Below are 13,352 nucleotides of genomic sequence, written 5' to 3' on the forward strand. Positions count from 1 at the left end.
CGGGCCCGGGCACACGAATCGTGTGCCCGGGCCCGCCCGCTTTGCGTCGCGTCGAACCGGCGATGGGTTCACACCGCCGTCGCGCCGGGGATCAGCGACCGGCCTCGGCGTGGTAGCGGTCGACGATGTCCTGCTTGATGCGGCCCCGGTCGGACACCTCGATGCCCTTGGCCTGCGCCCATTCGCGAATCGCGCGGTTCTGGTCGCGGTCTCCTCGGGTCACGCTGCGGCCGCGGGCCTCCCGGCCGCGCGACGTGGCGACCACGCCACCGCGGCCGATCTTCGTCGCGGCGGCGACGAAGGGCGCGACCGCGTCGCGCAGCTTGGCTGCATTGGTCGCGGACAGGTCGATCTCGTACTGCACGCCGTCGAGCGCGAAGACAATACTCTCGGCGGCGGGCTTGCCGTCGATGTCGTCGATCAGCTCGTGGATGACGCGTTTTGCCATGAGTGGCCTTTCCTCGGTGGTACCCAGGTGTACAGAACCGATGTGTACGGAACCGATCCGGATCTCGGCACTGAGCGCACCGGCCGTATCATTCGGACACAAACAAGATACTTGGCTACATGCTACTCGGTGACTCGGGCGAGAATACCTCCACGGTAGCCCTTTCGCGCGCCGGGTACCGAAATCAGCATGTCACGAAACGCATACAACACGAAACGCACACGATCGGTAAAGACCAACCGGCCTAAAGAGCCAGGATCACGCACCGAGAGAGCCACCCGAGCCGGATGGCGAGAACTCACCCGCGCGATCCCGACGATCGCGGTTGTGGAGTCAGGCGAGCATCCGCAGCGACAGCAGCAACGCGCCACCGACCACCAGGAGCAGGCCGCCGACGGAGGCGACGCGCACCAGCCACGAACCCTCGCGCACCAGCCGGGTCCAGCGCAGCAACTGCTCGCGCGTGAAGTGCAGCAGGCGGCGGGCCCAGGCGAACTCCATCGCCAGCAGAGCCAGCCCGGCCAGGATGATGACCCAGCCCGGGCCGGGCAGGGGCAGCAGGACCACGCCCACGGCGATGACGAGGGTGCCGGTCACGGCGACCGCGATCTTCACGCCGAGCCGGCCGAGCGGGGTGGCGTACGCCCGCTGCCGCGCCCGCAGCAACGCGGCACGGAGTCGTCGGGCCCGCCCGGGCGCCGGTCGTTCGGTCACGTCAACGGGGCTGCTCGGCTGCTCAGACACGGTTCCATGGTCCACGGTCCGGCAACCGGGCCGCGAGTTTCGGACATAAACGGACTAATCGTCCAAGGTCAGTGCATAGACGATGCGATCGGAGGATACGTCCCCGGCAGCGACACGCCGGAAGTCACTCTCGCGGGCGGCGGGACGTCCGGTATCAGGCGTAACGCCCGACCCGTCCACCTCACTACCGCGCAATTCTCGTTCCCATCACTCGATAAGCCGTCACTCCCATGGACCACGGGACGTTACCGGAATGAATTGACGTACGGCCCACTCGTCACGTCATGGACCCCGAACGCGCCCGAAAAACCAGACATCGCACGCAGGATGTTCGGTTGACGGCAAATCGGGCCCAGAAACACTACAGAGTGAGATCGTAGAATCACTACGCGTAACACTGGGAATCGCCTCAACATAGGAGAGGCGGGGCACGGCATGCTCCGCAAGCGGTGCCGGGGGGAGTACGACATGAGCGCTATCCGACCATCGACCGTCGAGGTCGAGACATCCCTACGACTCGTCGCGCCCGACGCGACCGCGCTGCCGGTGCGAGCCAGCCTGCGCTACGACCCGAACGACCCGTACGCGGTCCACGTGCTCTTCCACGCCGAGTCGGCGGGGGGCGAGCCGGTGAGCTGGTCCTTCGCTCGTGAGCTGCTGTTCACCGGGCTGGACGAGCCGGCGGGCATCGGCGACGTGCGGGTCTGGCCATGGAACGGGCCACGCGGCGACTTCGTCGCCCTGGCGCTGTCCTCACCGGACGGCAACGCGCTGTTCGAGGTGCCACGCAGCGTGCTGGTGCGCTTCCTGCGCCGCACGTACAGCGTCGTGCCCCGCGGTCACGAGACCGACCACCTCGACGTCGACAGCGCCGTGAACCGGCTACTAGCCGGCCGCTGAGCCCACCGTCGCGCTCGGCCCTCGCCGGCGACCACCGCGGCACCACCCGCCGACCCGGCCACCGAGCGCGACCAGCAGCACGGCACAGCACAGCAGCCAAACGCTTCCCGCCGGCGCTGCACCGGCATGACAGACGGCGCACCCGGGCGCGACACGACCCCTGCCACCGCCAAGGGGATCGTGTGGCGCCCGTTGCTGTCGTCCGGGCCGGCCCGGCGGGGTCCCGTTCCGGTCACCCGGATCTCACCCACGGTTGAGCTCCCCGAGGCGCGGGGAGCGAACCTTTCGGATCTCCGCCTGGTCGAAGGTCCGGCGCACGCGGTGTGGCGGGCCGCGGCGTTGCTGTGATTTCTCGCATCGTGCGATCGCGGGACGATGGCGCCGGGGCGCGCTACTGTTCAGTGAGTCGGTGTGCTGTGTGTCCCCGGGCCTCACCACACTGCCTTCACGGAATACCGTTCGGCTGGAGCCGTGTCGCGCCTATCGCCGCGAGGCGACCTGGCACACCGACCCAAAAGCACTCCCCAGCGTGACGAGAAACTACGGTCCGCGGTCGGACTGGGCCGGGATTTGTGGGCGTGAGGTAGCGTAGGGCTTCGGAACGGCGGCGCGGCACCCGCTTACGTGAGCACCGCGTAGACGACGAGGTTGTCGCGGTACGAGTGGCGGGCCTGATCGAACGTCCCGCCGCACGTGATCAGCCGCAGCTCGGGCACCGGCGTTGGCCCGTAGACCTTCGCGCTGGGAAACTGCGCCTTCGCGTAGTGCTCGCTCGCCGTCACCTGGAACGTCAGCCAGCCATCGCCGCGCCGCACGTCCACGGTGTCGCCGGGCTTGAGTTCGTGGAGGCGGTAGAACACCGCCGGCCCGGTCTTGGAGTCCACGTGGCCGACCACCACGGCGGGGCCCGGATCGCCGGGGTACGTGCCGCCGGCGAACCAGCCCGCCTCGGCGTACTCCTTCGGGCTCTCCAGCACCCCGGCCCCGTCCATCCGTAGATCCTCCAGCGGGGTGTCCACGCCGAGCCGGGCGATGCGCAGCTGCGTCGGCGGCGTGTCGGGCGCGGCGTTGGCGACCGGCAGGTCGATGCTGTGCGGCACGATCCAGGTCGCGTCACCGGCGTCGATGTCGACACGCCGGCCGACCAGCGTGGCGGCGCCGGCGATCAGCGGCGCGGCCAGGGCCAGCACGCACCCGATGAGCATCAGCGTCCGCCGCCGGGTCGCGGTCAGACGCAAGCGCCGCGTCGCGGCCAGGCGCAGGGTCTCGCTCAGGCGCGGCGTCCCGCTCGGGCGCGGAGCCCCGGTCTGGCGGGGCGTCCCGGTCTGGCGGGGCGTCCCGCTCGGGCGCAGGATCTCGGTCCGGCGCAGGGTCTCGTTCAGGCGGGGCGTCCCGGTCTGGCTCGGCGTCCCGCTCGGGCGCGGGGTCTCGGTCCGGCGCAGGCGGGAGGCGGCCAGGCCCGGTCGCTGACCCCCCAGCGCCCGATGCCTGACCACCGTCCCGGTCTTCACCGCCGGCAACATCCTGCCCTCGACCGGCGACGTCCTACTCACAACCAGCGCCGTCCCGCCCCCGACCAGCGCCGTCTTTCCTTCATCCGGTCCTGTCGAGCTTTCGGCCGGACCCGCCGGTTCCGCGGCCCGCCCGGTCGATCCCGGCACCGATCCGGCGTTGCCCGTCGCCGGTTCCGCCGCGCCGATGGTCGGTCCGGCCTCACCCACGGCCGGCCCTGGCGAGTCAGCAGCGGGACCCACCGAGGCCGCCGACGCACCCGCGGCCGGGTCCGCCGGCACGCCCGCGGCCGGGTCCGCCGGCGCATCCCCCGGCCCGCCCGCGGCCGGATCCCTGCTGCTCATCGCCCCGAGCGTACGGCCGGCTGCCCTAAGCCGCCGCCGCGCTGATGCGGGATCGGCGGTAACCGCGCCAGAACAGGCCGCCGGCCAGCGCGAGCAGCACCAGGGCCGCGCCGCCGCCGATCGGCAGCAGCGGGTTCAGGCCCGGCCGCTCCCCCGCCGTGCCGCCGCCACCGGTGTCGACGCCGCCCTCGGGCACGCCGCTGCTGGAGGCGTCGGTGCGCAGTTGCGCGGTCAGGCCGTCGCTGCCGTCGAGGATGATCAGCGAGTACACGGCGCCGGCCTTCAGCGGGGCGGTCACCGTGGTCGCCGCTCCGGTCGAGCTGGGCTGGGACAGGCGCAGCGTCCATCGGCCGGGATCGACGGTCTGGTACGGACTCGTCGTCGCGAACTGCACGCCCTGGGCGATCTGCGCGCCGCCGGCGACCGCGACGTCCAGGACCGGCTGCTTCACCGAAGCCTGCACGACCCGCACCTTCGCCTTGCCGTCCGCGGGCAGGCCCAGGTCGTCGGGGATCACGCGCAGGCCGAGGTCGGCGAACTTGCCGGTGCCGGCCACCGTGTAGGCCTTGCCCTCCTCGACCGTCGCCTGGGTGCTCAGCACCGGCGCCGCGGAGGCGGGGTCGCCCTTCTTGCGCATCGCCACCGCGTAGGTGCCGGGCGGCAGCGGCAGGTACTTCGAAACCGTGCCGTACCCGACGGCGTCGAACTTCTGCTGCGGGATGGCACCGGTGACGGAGCTGAGATAGACGTCGACCGCCGGAGTGTCCGGCGACAGGTGCGCGAGACGGACGTAACCCACCCCGGCCGCCGCGGCCGGCGAGGCTTCCACCATCGTCAGGCCCAGGCCGAGCAGTGCCGCGGCGGACAGCGCCGCGAGCCGCCGCCGCTGGGGAGCAGCGAACACGTTGTACCCCCTGCTGTTGGAACACAGCGATTCTTCTGAGCGGGTCGTACGCACCCGCGGGGGTCGACATGAGTAATCCGCGCGGGCACCGTCAGCACTGAACGCGGTGAGTCTGGCACGTCAATGAGCAACGCGCTACCCGTGTTGGGCAGGGATCATCGCGGCGTGTGTACGGTGCCCGACGCTGGGCTGCGGCACAACGTCCGTCCGGACGAGGCAAATTACCCTTCGGTACGAATCAATGTCTTGATCGACCGGCTTACATCGGGGTGCCGAAGTCCTGGGTCCAGATCGCGGTCTTGCCCTCGTAGGCCAGGCCCACGCCCAGGTCCTTGAGCTTGCAGTTGAGGATGTTGGCGCGGTGCCCGGAGCTGTTCATCCAGGAGTTCATGACCTCTTCCGGGGTGCGCTGCCCCTTGGCGATGTTCTCGGCCGCACCGGACCAGCTGTATCCCTCGTTCTTGATCCGGGTGGCGAAGGAGACTCCCTCGGGAGTGTCGTGCGAGAAGTAGTCGCGGGCCGCCATGTCGGCCGAGTGCTTGTACGCGGCCGCGCGCAGCTTCGCGTTGTAGGCGAGGGGCTGGCAGCCGGCCTTGGCCCGCTCGGTGTTCACGATCGTGAGGACCTGCGACTCGTACGCGGTATTGCCGGTCCCCCCGGCCGGGGCGCCCGTGGTCTTCGGCTTCGCCGGCGGGGTCGTCTTCGGCGCCGCGGCCGTCGTGGTCGCCTTCGTCGGGCTCGGCGCGGTGGAGGCGGTGGCGTTCTCGGCCGCGGGGCTCGAGGCCGCCGCGGCGGGGTCGCCGCCGGCGCTGCCGAGCAGGTCGTTGCCCGGGCTGGTCGAGGAGGCCGCACCCGCCACCTTCGACTGCCCCGGCGAGGAGTTGGCGGACTTCGACATGAGCACCGAGCCGCCGAACGCGACCGCGCCGACCACGATCAGCGCCACGGTGCCGATACCGGCGGCCAGCAGCATCTTCGACCCGCGGCGGTGCTGCGGCTCGGGGGCTTCCCCGGCGGCCCAGTCGGCTTCGCCCAAACCGCGGCTGTCGTACCCCTGGTGCTCACCGTACCCTTGGCGCTCGCCATACCCCGGCTGGCCGCCGTATCCCTGCTGCTCGCCGTACCCCTGGCGCTCGCCATACCCCGGCTGGCCGCCGTATCCCTGCTGCTCGCCGTAGCCGGGGCTGCGTTCGTAGCCGCGCTCGGCGCCGTAGGGGTCGTACCGGTCCGGGTAGTCCTCACCGAACGCTGACACCGGGGCCTCCATGGTCACGTTTCGTCACAGCCGCCACAGACACTAGAAGGCGTTGGACACGTGATTCGCTCACGGAAGCCGATTTAACGGCGGTCTAAGCCAAACTTATGCCGACACTGCGGGTGCGGTGCTGCTGCCGGTCAACAGGCTGCTGACCACCCGGCGGAGCACGGCCGTGGCGGCGGGCACGTCCAGGTGCAGCTCGTCGCGCCACATCGACCAGCCGGCGAAGGTCGTGGCGAGCGTCAGCGCGTCGAGGATCTCGGCGCGGGCCGGACCGGCCGCGGCGAGCTCGGCGGCGAAGAGGGCCTGGATCTCCTCGCGGGCGAAGTCGAAGTGCCCGGCCCGATTCTTGCGCAGCTGCGCCGAGAACGGCTCCCGGATCCGCGCGGCGCGCGCGGCGGGGGCGACGAGCTCCAGGAGGCGGGCGCGCTGCTCGCAGTACTCGTCGATGCGCCGCGGCAGTGGCAGGTCGGCCGGGATCGGGCGGTAGTCCGCCCGCATGCGCTCCATGAGCCGTTCGCCGGCCGCCGCGAACAGGCCCTCCATGTCCTTGAAGTTGGTCCACAGCGCGCGCAGGGACACCCCGGCCCGCTCGGCGATACGCTCCGCGGTCGGGCGCAGCTCCCCCTCCTCCAGGAGCGCGAAGTGTGCGTCGGTGATCGCCCGCCGGGTGCGCTCGGCCCGTAACGTGCGCCCGTCCACCCGTTGGCGCACCCCCGAATCGTTCATGACGTGACAGCCTACGTGCCACACGTTCGCGGGACCCTCTACGGTGAAGGGCGTGGCAGTGCGCAACGTGCACGACATCGACATCGAGCTTCCCGTGTTCGACCCGGGCGAGCTGGAGCCGGTCAGCGCGCCCTGGGGCGGCAACCTCAACGAGGCGCACGTACAGACCGGCCGCGCCATCCGCACCACGCTCATCGACGCCCGGCTGCGCCGCTCCCACCTGGAGAACCTCGACCTCAACGGGGTCACCTGGGAGGACGTGGCGATCAGTGGCTGCCGGTTCGAGAAGGTCGACTTCACCGCCGCGCGGCTGACCGGCCTGACCCTGGAGCGGGTGCACTTCGTCAACTGCAAGCTCACCTGGGCCAACCTCGCCGAGTCGCGCCTGTCCGACGTGCTGTTCGAGGGCTGCCGGCTCGACGGGGCCTCGCTGGACGACGTGAGCACCGCCGGGCCGACCGGCTTCGTGGGCTGCGTGCTGGTCAACACCAACCTGCGCGACTGCGCGCTGCCCTACGCGGCGATGCAGGGCTGCCGGCTGCGCCAGATGTCGTTCGAGAGCTGCGACCTGCGCGGCGCCGACCTGCGCGGCAACCAGCTGTCGGAGGTCAGCGGGATGACGAGCCTGCGCGGGGTGACGATCGAGCCCGCGCAGTTGCCCGGGCTCACCGACGCGGTGATGCGGGACCTCGGCGTGATCGTGCGCGGCCCGAAGGGTTGACCCGCCAGCGCGGCCGGCCGTGCGGGAACGTCCGGGCGGGCGGCGGCTCGACGCACTCGGCCGCGGGCGTCGCGACCGGGCCGATGAGGTCGCGCGGGTCGGCCTCCATCGCCCCCTCGACCGTGGCGAAGGCGGCGATGCCGCTCATGCCCGCGGCGACGCCCAGCCACGAGCGGATCGCCGGCGACGGCGCGGCCAGGCGCAGCTCGCCGCCCCGGTCGCGGGCCGCGCCGGCCACGCTGACCAGCAGCCCGGCGCCGGTCGTGTCGCACACCGTCACCTGCGACACGTCCAGCACCAGCCGGGGCTCGTCGGCGACCAGCAGCCCGGCGAGTACCGGCTCGATGGTCGCCACGGTCCCTTCCACCAGCAGCCCGTGCAGGGCCAGCACGACCGCACTCATCGCTGCTGACGGTACCGACCCCGGCTCCTGCGCGTCAGCGGCCGGGCGGCCGACCCCTCCTGCGCCGTTCAGCCCGCCGGGGGTCGACGGACGCCGATGATCACGCCCGAACCGCAGGCCAGCTCGACGCCGACCAGTCCGGGGTCACCCAGCAGGGCACGGCGCACCCCGTCCTGCTTCACCCGGAACTCCTCCGGCCATCCCTCGACCGGGGTCATGTCGTCCACCACAAGGGTCCCTCGATGGTTCAATTTCGCGACGGTACGGTCGAGTCCGTCGATCTTGCCCCCAACGGCGTCGGCGAAGATCAGGTCGAACCCCCCGTCACCGTTTTGATCGCCCCCAGCCGCCAGGAACTCCAGCGCCTCGGCGACCCGCAGGTCCACGAACGCCGGCCAGTCCCCGGTCGCCGCGAGCGCCGCCCTGGCCGGGTCGGACTCGATCGAGACGACGCTGACGTCGGTGCGGGGCAGCAGGCCGCTGACGATCCACGCGGTGCCGACGCCGGCGCCGGTGCCGATCTCCAGCACCCGCGCGCCCGGCGGCAGTGCCGCGGCCAGGGTCGCCAGCAGCCGTCCGACGGCCGGCTCACAGGACTGCCCGAAGCCGTTCGCCGTGGCCCGGGCGTAGGCGGCGGCGACGAGAGCATCGCCGTCGATCTGGGCTGAGTTCACGGCGGCGACCCTACCGAAGATCGTCGCGCTCCGCGTGCAAAGCTGTGCCCCGTGAAGTCACTGCCTTCGCGGGTCCTCACGCCCGCCGCCGCCGTCCTGCTCGCCCTCGGCGCCTGCGGTAGCCCGTCGCAGTCGCCGAGCAACCCGGCCAAAAACGGCCCCGAGCAGACCGCCACGAACGCGTTCGAGGTGAAGGACGACGTCAGCGTCGTCGAGGTCGACAGCGAGGGCGGCACGATCTCGATCAAGGCCGGCAGCGGCCCCACCATCAAGGTGACGGAGACCGCGAAGTACAAGAGCGACAAGCCCGGCCGCAAGCAGAGCCTCGACGGCGGCGAGCTGATCCTGGGCTCGGCCGGGTGCCCGAACAGCGATTGCTCGATATCGTACGAGGTGGAGATACCCTCGACGCTGAGCGTCCGGCTGGACAGCTCGGGCGGGCGGATCATGCTGACCGGCCTGACCGGCCTGATCGACGTGCAGTCCGACGGCGGCGGCGTGAGCGGCGAGAACCTGGCCCCGCCGGAGCTCAACGCCCGCACCGGCGGCGGCCCGGTCGACATCAAGATCGCGCAGGCCCCGGACCGCGTCGACATCGACAGCGGCGGCGGCAACGTCAACCTGCGACTGACGACCGACAGCTACGCACTGCAGGCCGAGCTCGACGGCGGCAAGCAGACGGGCACAATCAAGACGGACAACGCCTCGACGCACAAGGTCCGCATCGCCACGGGCGGCGGCAGCCTGTCGTTCATCTGACGCCGATGCGCCACGGCTCGATCACCGTCCACGGAAATCGATGATCGCCTTTTTCTTGGCACCGTCACACGTGGCCGCGGCGGCCCAGATCGGCGCCTCGGCTGTGGCGCCTGGCTCGGTACTCTTCGCCTTGATGGATGAGACGTTTGCGCAACGGGCCTACCTGGTTCTCCAGCATCCGGTCACGAAAGACGTGTCGTCGTACAGCGACGCAGAACTCGACGCGATGGCGTTCGACCCGGACGAGGTCACCGCGCTGGCAGGGCTGGCACCGACAACCAGCTACCGGCGGGGCGAGCCGGACGGGTTGGCACGACGATCCAGCGGCTGGGAGTACAGCACGCCGGTGATGGACACCATGATCACCGACGACGTGGTGACGGCACTGCTCGACCGGATCGACCCATTCGGGCTCTTCGAACTTGGCGGGGGTCTGAGGGTTGGCTGAAGTTCCACTGTGGACCCGGTGATAGTGCCCGTAGCTCTCGTAGATCATGTTGTTGTCGAAGCAAGATGATCACAACAGAAGAGCTACGGGCGTGGTTCACGATACGACGCGGCTGCTGGGCCTTGACGGCCTGGCCGTGGTCGGGGTCGCCGACGACCCCAAAGGACCGGTAGTGCACCTGGTCACCGCCGATGAACAGGCACGACACTGCCCGGACTGCGGCACCCGGGCGCGACGGTCCAAAGGCCGGCGGGTGACCCGGCCTCGTGACCTGCCGGTCGGTGGCCGCCGGCCGCGGCTGGTGTGGACCAAGCGCCGCTGGCGCTGCGACGAGGCGGCGTGCCGGCGTCGTTCGTTCACCGAGTCGGCGCCGGCGGTGCCGCCGCGTAAGCGGTTGACCAGCCGGTTGAGGGTTGCGGCCGGGGCGGCGGTTGCCGACGCCGGCCGCACCGTGGTCCAGGCGGCCCGCGACCATGCGGTCTCCTGGCCGGTGGTCGCGGCGGCGTTCACCGCCCACGCCCGGTCGATGCTGCCGGCCCAGTCCGAGCCGGTGCAGGCGCTCGGTATCGACGAAATTCGCCGGGGCCGGCCGAGATGGATCCGCGACGAGGCCACCGGTGCCTGGCAGACCACGGTGGACCGCTGGCACGTCGGCTTCGTCGACCTGTCCGGCCGGCAGGGCCTGCTCGGGCAGGTCGAAGGCCGCACCGCCCAGACGGTCATCGACTGGCTGACCGACCGTGACCAGGCCTGGCGCGACGCCCTCCTCGACGAACTCGCCGGCCTGCCGCCAGCGATCGGCAAACCGATCACCGCCGCGTGGAACGCCAAGGAAGACCTCCTCGACCTGCTCGCCACCGCCCGCACCCACCCGGACCGCGAACAGGTCCGCGACCTGCTGCACCGGTTCTACCGCCGCAGCGCCGACGCCGGCCTCCGCGAACTGGAGCGCCTGGCCACGACCGTCGAGACGTGGTGGCCGGAAATCCTGGCGTTCCTGCACACCGGGATCACCAACGCGGGCTCCGAAGGCACCAAACCGGGTCATCAAGACCATCGCCCGCGACGCCTACGGCTTCCGTAACCCCGTCAACCAGCGACTACGAACCCGAACCGCCACCACCCGCAAGCCCGCGGGCATCTCGACCCCCGCTAACTTCGAAGAGCCGCTAAGGACTTTGTGCCGGCGCGCAACCACCCTCATTCGAATCGAGGGGGTCAGGGGTTCGAGTCCCCTCAACTCCACCCATGGCACGTGGGCTGGGAAAACGCGAAACCGGACGGGCAGTACGCGAACCGCCTTGGCAAACGCGCCGTGACCTGGGGAAACGTGGGCGTCCGGGTGGTGCGGCCGTGGTCGTGCGCTGACGGCCGAGTGGTCCGGGGGGTGATCGGCCGGATCAGGTACGCCTTGGGTTTGGGCCCTGCTCGTGCGAGCGGCGCCGCAGGCGGTCAGGGCGGCGCGACCGGCGTCCGGACCGGCGTGACGAGGCCGGCCTCGTACGCCAGGACGACGGCCTGGACTCTGTCCCGCAGGCTCAGCTTGCTCAGGATGTGCGCGACATGGGTCTTGACCGTGTACTCCGAGACGAACAGGTCCACCGCGATGTCGGCGTTGGTGAGGCCCCGGGCGATGAGGGCGAGGACCTCCGTCTCCCGCGTGGTGAGGTCGGCCAGCCGCTGCGGCCTAACGGGCGGCGCCGACCGGTCGGCCCGGACGAAGTCGGCGATGAGCCGACGGGTCACTGCCGGGGCCAGCAGACAGTCGCCCACGGCGACGACCCGGACAGCCGCGATGAGTTCGGTCGCCGTGGCGTCCTTGAGGAGGAACCCGCTCGCGCCGACCCGGAGCGCCTGGTAGACGTATCTGTCGAGGTGGAAGGTCGTCAGCACGAGCACTCGCGGTGGCTGTTCGGCTCCGGCGGTCGGATGCGGATCCTCGAGCAGCCGCCGGGTCGCCTCGAGCCCGTCCAGCTTCGGCATCCGGATGTCCATGAGCACCACGTCCGGCCCCTCGCCCAGCTCGCGTAGCTCCGCGATCGTCGCCAGCGCGTCCAGGCCGTCGCCGGCGGTCCCGACGACCGACAGGTCCGGCTGGGCATCGAGCAGGTAGGTGAATCCCTCCCGCACCATGGCCTGATCGTCGGCGACGAACACCCGCGTCACCACAGTGCCGGCGCTCCGGCGCGGGCGGTGGTGACCGGCACCGCGGCGTCGACGGCGAACCCTCCGTCGGGTCGTGGCTCGACGGCCAGTTCGCCGCGCACGACGGCGATCCGTTCCCGCATCCCCGCGAGGCCGAGCCCGGGCCCCGCCGTCGACGTCGACCGGGCGGGCCGGGGCGGCGGCGAGTTCTCGACCCTGATCCGCACCCGGTCCACCGCATACCACAGTTCGACCCGCACCGGCGCGCCCGGCGAGTGCCGCCGTGCGTTACTCAGGGCCTCCTGCGCTACCCGATACAGGACCAGGCCGACGGTGGGCGGCACCGGGCGGAGGTGTCCGTGCACCGTGAGTGTCGCGGGCACGCCGGCAGCGCGTCCGTCGGCCACCAGGGCCTCGACGTCGTTCAGGCCCGGCTGCGGAGCCAGGTCGTCGGCCTCGGCCTCATCACGCCGCAGCAGACCGAGGAGCTGCCGGGTTTCGTCGAGGGCCTGCCGGGTCGCGTCGGCCATCGCGGCGAACTCAGCCCGTACCGGATCATCCTCCGGTGCGGACCGGAGCGCGGCGAGCCGGTACGGCGCGGTCTCGGTCCGTACCGCGATGAGGGACAGGTGGTGGGCGATGATGTCGTGTAGCTCACCGACGATGCGGGCCTGCTCCTCCAGCACGGCCCGGCGGGTCTGCTCCTCGGCCACGGACCGGTTCACCATGTCGAGTTGCTGCTCCATCCGGTCCTGCCGGCCGAGGCCCAGGCCGGCCAGTACCGCGGCGCCCACCGCTAGAATCCCTAACACCGTGGCCCCGGAAAGCGGCCCCGCGCCGACCACCAGCCCAGCCGGGACGACGAGCAGGAGGCTGACCCCGGCGACGGCCGTCGCGCCGGGCGGGGGACAGCGCGCGACCGTCATCATGATGACCGGGAGGTACAGCAGCATCCCGGGCGTCCAGGGCGTGCCGAGCTGGTATCTCTGGCCCCAGTCGGTGAGTATCGCAGCGACGACCAGCGTCAGCAGGGTGCCGGCGATGGCGAGCCGCCAGGCCGTGAACGGCCGGCGCCGCATGAGGAACACCGGAGTCATGTGCAGCAGGACGACGACCGCGACTACCGGGCCCGCGTGGTCATACGGGTATCCGTTACCGACCTCGCCCACGAACAGCGCCGCCACGGCCACCGCGAGCAGCGCCCGCTGGGCGTAGCGCCGCCCAGCGGTCCCCCAGCCGGACGGCGGGAGCTCCCGGTCCCGGCCCGTGATCAGCACGTGGCACAGCGCGGACCAGACCCGACCCAGGAGTCTGCCGATGCCGCGCCCGCCGGCCGCACTGTCCATGCCGGGCAGGCTAGCCC

General features: G+C 71.3%; 14 protein-coding genes and 1 pseudogene. 5 read left to right on the forward strand and 10 right to left on the reverse strand.

Annotated elements, in window-relative coordinates; all coding sequences use genetic code 11:
• Positions 1-91: 91 nt before the first annotated feature.
• Together ACQPY0_RS46690 and ACQPY0_RS46695 are read right to left on the reverse strand one after the other, a co-directional pair.
• Positions 92-448 carry a histone-like nucleoid-structuring protein Lsr2 gene (locus ACQPY0_RS46690; protein WP_432976181.1) on the reverse strand — a complete coding sequence of 119 codons (357 nt, stop codon included), beginning with the start codon at positions 446-448 and terminating at the stop codon, positions 92-94.
• A 333-nt stretch (positions 449-781) separates the two neighbouring features.
• Positions 782-1,192, reverse strand: coding sequence for a PGPGW domain-containing protein (locus tag ACQPY0_RS46695; protein WP_432976184.1), 411 nt, complete (start codon positions 1,190-1,192; stop codon positions 782-784).
• A 468-nt stretch (positions 1,193-1,660) separates the two neighbouring features.
• On the opposite strand from ACQPY0_RS46695, the gene ACQPY0_RS46700 reads away from it, so the two are divergent.
• Positions 1,661-2,092: an SsgA family sporulation/cell division regulator gene (locus tag ACQPY0_RS46700; protein ID WP_366228113.1), complete on the forward strand. Its 432-nt coding sequence runs from the start codon at positions 1,661-1,663 to the stop codon at positions 2,090-2,092.
• A 620-nt stretch (positions 2,093-2,712) separates the two neighbouring features.
• Here ACQPY0_RS46700 and ACQPY0_RS46705 read toward each other — a convergent pair.
• From ACQPY0_RS46705 to ACQPY0_RS46720, 4 genes are all read right to left on the reverse strand, one after another.
• Complete coding sequence (locus ACQPY0_RS46705; protein WP_432976187.1) at positions 2,713-3,603, reverse strand: class F sortase; 891 nt, start codon at positions 3,601-3,603, stop codon at positions 2,713-2,715.
• Between the two features lie 370 nt (positions 3,604-3,973).
• A complete protein-coding gene (locus tag ACQPY0_RS46710) occupies positions 3,974-4,852 on the reverse strand; it encodes a DUF4397 domain-containing protein (protein ID WP_432976190.1) in 879 nt (292 codons plus the stop codon).
• A 259-nt stretch (positions 4,853-5,111) separates the two neighbouring features.
• The gene (locus ACQPY0_RS46715) at positions 5,112-6,107 is read right to left on the reverse strand and encodes a CAP domain-containing protein (protein ID WP_432976193.1); all 996 of its coding nucleotides are present in this window, start codon (positions 6,105-6,107) and stop codon (positions 5,112-5,114) included.
• A gap of 105 nt (positions 6,108-6,212) precedes the next feature.
• Entirely contained in the window at positions 6,213-6,839 is a 627-nt protein-coding gene (locus ACQPY0_RS46720) for a TetR/AcrR family transcriptional regulator (RefSeq protein WP_432976196.1), read from the reverse strand.
• A 52-nt stretch (positions 6,840-6,891) separates the two neighbouring features.
• On the opposite strand from ACQPY0_RS46720, the gene ACQPY0_RS46725 reads away from it, so the two are divergent.
• Entirely contained in the window at positions 6,892-7,560 is a 669-nt protein-coding gene (locus tag ACQPY0_RS46725) for a pentapeptide repeat-containing protein (protein ID WP_432976199.1), read from the forward strand.
• Here ACQPY0_RS46725 and ACQPY0_RS46730 read toward each other — a convergent pair.
• Together ACQPY0_RS46730 and ACQPY0_RS46735 are read right to left on the reverse strand one after the other, a co-directional pair.
• A complete protein-coding gene (locus ACQPY0_RS46730; RefSeq protein WP_432976202.1) occupies positions 7,505-7,963 on the reverse strand; it encodes an STAS domain-containing protein in 459 nt (152 codons plus the stop codon). The two genes, ACQPY0_RS46725 and ACQPY0_RS46730, sit on opposite strands and share 56 nt — an antisense overlap.
• A gap of 68 nt (positions 7,964-8,031) precedes the next feature.
• Positions 8,032-8,637, reverse strand: a complete 606-nt coding sequence (locus ACQPY0_RS46735; protein WP_432976205.1) for an O-methyltransferase — start codon at positions 8,635-8,637, stop codon at positions 8,032-8,034.
• A 51-nt stretch (positions 8,638-8,688) separates the two neighbouring features.
• Here ACQPY0_RS46735 and ACQPY0_RS46740 point away from each other — a divergent pair, with 51 nt between their 5' ends.
• The 3 genes and pseudogenes from ACQPY0_RS46740 to ACQPY0_RS46750 form a co-directional block, all read left to right on the forward strand.
• Positions 8,689-9,396 (forward strand): hypothetical protein, encoded by a 708-nt coding sequence (locus ACQPY0_RS46740; RefSeq protein ID WP_432976208.1) that lies wholly within the window; start codon positions 8,689-8,691, stop codon positions 9,394-9,396.
• Between the two features lie 40 nt (positions 9,397-9,436).
• On the forward strand, positions 9,437-9,844 hold the full coding sequence (locus ACQPY0_RS46745; protein ID WP_432976211.1) for a DUF4279 domain-containing protein: 408 nt from the start codon (positions 9,437-9,439) through the stop codon (positions 9,842-9,844).
• Between the two features lie 91 nt (positions 9,845-9,935).
• Positions 9,936-10,998, forward strand: a pseudogene (locus ACQPY0_RS46750) (transposase); the annotation flags it as partial.
• Between the two features lie 298 nt (positions 10,999-11,296).
• On the opposite strand, the gene ACQPY0_RS46755 reads toward ACQPY0_RS46750, so the two are convergent.
• The gene (locus ACQPY0_RS46755) at positions 11,297-12,010 is read right to left on the reverse strand and encodes a response regulator (protein WP_432995669.1); all 714 of its coding nucleotides are present in this window, start codon (positions 12,008-12,010) and stop codon (positions 11,297-11,299) included.
• Positions 12,007-13,335, reverse strand: a complete 1,329-nt coding sequence (locus tag ACQPY0_RS46760; protein ID WP_432976214.1) for a sensor histidine kinase — start codon at positions 13,333-13,335, stop codon at positions 12,007-12,009. The genes ACQPY0_RS46755 and ACQPY0_RS46760 overlap by 4 nt, the downstream gene beginning before the upstream one ends.
• Positions 13,336-13,352: the final 17 nt, after the last annotated feature.

Origin of the sequence: Dactylosporangium sp. CA-233914, assembly GCF_050942935.1 — a bacterium.
In the GTDB taxonomy this organism is placed as follows: domain Bacteria; phylum Actinomycetota; class Actinomycetes; order Mycobacteriales; family Micromonosporaceae; genus Dactylosporangium.

Coding starts and splice junctions, on each gene's coding strand:
- ACQPY0_RS46690 (WP_432976181.1), bottom strand. CDS start 448: ATGGCAAAACGCGTCATCCACGAGCTGATCGACGACATCGACGGCAAG.
- ACQPY0_RS46700 (WP_366228113.1), top strand. CDS start 1,661: ATGAGCGCTATCCGACCATCGACCGTCGAGGTCGAGACATCCCTACGA.
- ACQPY0_RS46720 (WP_432976196.1), bottom strand. CDS start 6,839: ATGAACGATTCGGGGGTGCGCCAACGGGTGGACGGGCGCACGTTACGG.
- ACQPY0_RS46730 (WP_432976202.1), bottom strand. CDS start 7,963: ATGAGTGCGGTCGTGCTGGCCCTGCACGGGCTGCTGGTGGAAGGGACC.
- ACQPY0_RS46745 (WP_432976211.1), top strand. CDS start 9,437: ATGATCGCCTTTTTCTTGGCACCGTCACACGTGGCCGCGGCGGCCCAG.
- ACQPY0_RS46760 (WP_432976214.1), bottom strand. CDS start 13,335: ATGGACAGTGCGGCCGGCGGGCGCGGCATCGGCAGACTCCTGGGTCGG.